Here is a 3,336-nt window from a genome sequence, read left to right as displayed (position 1 = left end):
GGCCTAACGCCCAAGGTAAGCGGCGCCGTAAGGAGCGCAGCGACTGAAGGGTACCAACAAGGGCCAGGACAATGGCGAAGCCTTGGCCCTTGTTGGCGTCCGCTTGACCGCCCAGTTAGGCTTGTGGATAGGTGCTGCATGGATCAAGTGCGAAGCTCCCTTTCGCCACCAGCCAAGAGCTTGGGCCTTTTGCGCGCATTTTCAAACGACTGGGCGTCATGTATGGCCTGTGTTTCATGGCTTCAAGCTCTTTGCCAATAGTGCTTCTGACATGAGTAGGCCGCAACCAGGACATTTATCCCAATTCGTCATGATCTCAGTCGCATGAACGCCCCGACCTTCTTTGATTTCCCAACTGTAGCCACATCGTGGGCAGGCGGCGCTTTTGGAAGGCGAGATGCGCTGCCGCAATGAAAGGGCTATGTAGTGCAGCATCCCTGCGCCGGCGCAAGAGACAAGGGCGCGAAGCTTCAGCGCGCTTTCCGTCGTTGGGGAGACGACGTACCAAATGGCAAATACAAGGCCAGATAGCAGCAGCGAGAATAAGAGGGCCCAATTGCGCGCCGATCGATTTCGTCGTGCAAGCGCTTTCTGCTCTTTTACGGAAGCGACAAGCTGATCTGTACTTTGCTGCATGCCAAGCGTGGACTTTGTGAGGGCCTAACGCCAAAGTTAACGGGCGGCGCTGCGGAGCAGCGACGTCCCTGTTGAACGCCCAGTTAGGCTGGTGAGCGCAGGAGAGGGTGTTGAGAACACGACGACCCAGCTGCGTGCATTGATGCTTGGCCTTTGCATGGCCGCTCCCTTGATTTGATTTCCAGAGATTCTGCCTGATGCTTGTTGGCCGTGGCAGCGCGGTTTCCCTGCGCTGAGCGCCGAAGGACGCGCGGCCAGCTTGGTGATGGCATGCGGAGAGATGGCGCGACACATGATTGCCGCTGCCTGCCGAAGGACAGGCAACCCATTGCCGATGGCGTGTGGCACTTTGGCGCCGCTGACTTGCCAGCAGGCTGCCCTAGGACAGACAGCCAGATTGAGACTTTGCGCTGCGCCACGTGGCGGAACTTGAGGGCAGTAAAGCGCCAAACCTGAAGACGCGGACAGATGCGGGAGCGGCAGAGAGAAAGGCCGTGGCCCGCATCAGTACTCTCGCGCGAAACATCGATGGATATTGATTTTCACGCGGCATGACATGAAGCAGCCTTGCCAAAATGCAGCCTCAAAAAGTGGGGCCTAACGCCCAAGGTAAGCGGCGCCGGAGCACCGAAGGTGCGTAGGGCACCAACACTGGCCATGAAAATGCCGAAGGCATGGCCAGTGTTGGCGTCCGCTTGACCGACCAGTTAGGCTGGTGGCAGATGAGCGTGCTTCACAAGTAGTCATGCCTGCTTGGCTTTTCGACCAAAGACAAAGAACTCTGCCAACAGCACAGTAACGATGAACATGAGCCAGTAAGGCAGCTTGAATAGTGCAAACGCCATGGCTTGGAACTGCCAGCTGTCCGCATACACGTCAGTGCCAAGTGGTGTGGAAAGCGCTGCATGGATGTACCACGCTGCATGGCAGCATACGAGCGTGCCCCATATGCCGACGGATCCAGCGTAAACGCGCTGAGGGTTTGCTTTGAACCGGCTTGTCATGAAGTGGCCTAACGCCCAAGGTAAGCGGCACCGGAGTGCGAAGCACGCAGGGAACCAATACTTGCTGGCAAGTATTGGTGTCCGCTTGACCGCCCAGTTAGGCGGGTGCGCGTAGGCGAGGGCGTTGAGGCCACGACAACCTGGCTGCGCGTGTAGATGCTTGACCTTTGCATGGCCGCTCCCTTGATTTGATTTCCAGAGATTCTGCCCGATGCTTGATGACCGTGGCCATGCGGTTTCCACCCGCTGGCCGCCGAAGGACGGGCAGCCAACAAGGCGAGCGCATGTGGCACTTTAGCGCTGCTGATCGGTAAGCAGGCTGCCGCAGGACAGACAGCCAGATTGAGCCTGAGCATTGCGCCTGGTTGCAAACCGCATGACAACTCAAACGCCAAACATGAAGCATGGCTTCAACGCCAGAACGGCAAAAAAAGCGGCCGCGGCATGAACCAGTGTTCTCGCGTGGTAGCTGCGATGGCTACTGATGCGAGTTGCCAAGGCAAAGAAAGAAGCTGAGGCCTGCTGCGATGTTCCCGCATGTTGAGCGCTGCGGAGTGCTTCATCGGTTCGAGCTTCAATGGACACGATTGAAGGCGTGGCAGATTGCTTGTTAAGAAGGGCCCAGATTCAACCAGCAAGTGCAACGCTAGTACGTCCGAAGAAGACTTCGGAAGGCGTCAGGAAATTGTGGCGTTTGCGTGGCCTGTTATTGAGTTCGCTGGCGAAGTGATCGCACTGCTTTTGAGTGAGATGTTGCATGCAGACTCCCTTTGGTACGTATTGACGTAGCAGGCCGTTGAAGTTCTCGTTGGTGCCACGCTCCCAGGAATGATAAGGGGTGGCGAAGTAGCACTTGAGATTGAAGTGTTCCTCTAGCTTTGCGTAGTCGTGGAACTCCGTTCCGTTGTCCAGGCTGAGCGTTTTGAATTGACGCTCGTACTTGGCGATGGCGACCTTGGCAGCGCAGATGACTTCTTCTTTGGTGCGAGCCTTGAGCTTCATGACGATGGCAAAGCCACTGACGCGCTCGACCAGAGTAAGCAGGCAGTGGCGCAGGTCTTTGCCGATGACGGTATCGCCTTCCCAGTGACCGATCGCGATGCGCAAGTTGGCCTCCTGTGGTCGCTCGCTGATATGGCGCTTGCCGGCCAGAACACCCCTTGAATCCTTGGATCGGTAGCGTTTGCGACCGTTCTTGGACATGATGCGTGTGTGCGATACCAACTCACCGCCGCTGGCCTTGTCGCGACGCAGCCAGCGGTAGATGGTCTCGGTGCTGATTTCAAGGAGCTTGAAGCGTTTGAGGATGCCGCTGATTTGCTCAGCGCTGAACTTCCTGCGGATGAGGCTAAAGACCTGAGCGCGCTGAGCGTCGGAGTAGTGAGAGCCGCGACGGCAGCGCCGACGTCGAGCCACGGCGTAACTGTGAGCCTTCTCTGGCCGGTACTGCGCTCGGTGAGTAGTCAGGTTCCGGCGAAGCTCACGACTGACGGTGCTTGGGTGTTTGCCAATTTGGCGAGCGATCTCGGCTTGAGAGTATTTGGCTACTCTCAAGGCGTTGATGGTGTATCGTTCCTCTTGGGTGAGTTGGTGATACGTCATAGGTGCAACCTCGTTCTTGGTCGGATAAGGTGCAGCTAGTTTCGCCGCTCCCCACCCATTTCAATGAACGTTGCACTTACTAGTTGAATCCGCG

The 3,336-nt window shown here is 57.1% G+C and carries 2 protein-coding genes; both read right to left on the bottom strand.

From position 1 onward, the window contains the following. Positions 1-1,379: 1,379 nt before the first annotated feature. Positions 1,380-1,640, bottom strand: coding sequence for a hypothetical protein (locus tag JY96_RS23465; RefSeq protein WP_152606705.1), 261 nt, complete (start codon positions 1,638-1,640; stop codon positions 1,380-1,382). 627 nt (positions 1,641-2,267) lie between these two features. Beyond that, the gene (locus JY96_RS21685) at positions 2,268-3,242 is read right to left on the bottom strand and encodes an IS30 family transposase (RefSeq protein WP_035040509.1); all 975 of its coding nucleotides are present in this window, start codon (positions 3,240-3,242) and stop codon (positions 2,268-2,270) included. Positions 3,243-3,336 lie beyond the last annotated feature (94 nt).

The sequence above is a fragment of the Aquabacterium sp. NJ1 genome (assembly GCF_000768065.1).
Classification (GTDB): Bacteria; Pseudomonadota; Gammaproteobacteria; order Burkholderiales; family Burkholderiaceae_C; genus Aquabacterium.
Note: the sequence above shows the minus strand (reverse complement) of the source record. Positions and strands in the feature narration are given on the sequence as shown.

Excerpts from the sequence above, each read along its gene's own strand:
- JY96_RS23465 (WP_152606705.1), bottom strand. The coding sequence starts at position 1,640 with ATGACAAGCCGGTTCAAAGCAAACCCTCAGCGCGTTTACGCTGGATCC.
- JY96_RS21685 (WP_035040509.1), bottom strand. The coding sequence starts at position 3,242 with ATGACGTATCACCAACTCACCCAAGAGGAACGATACACCATCAACGCC.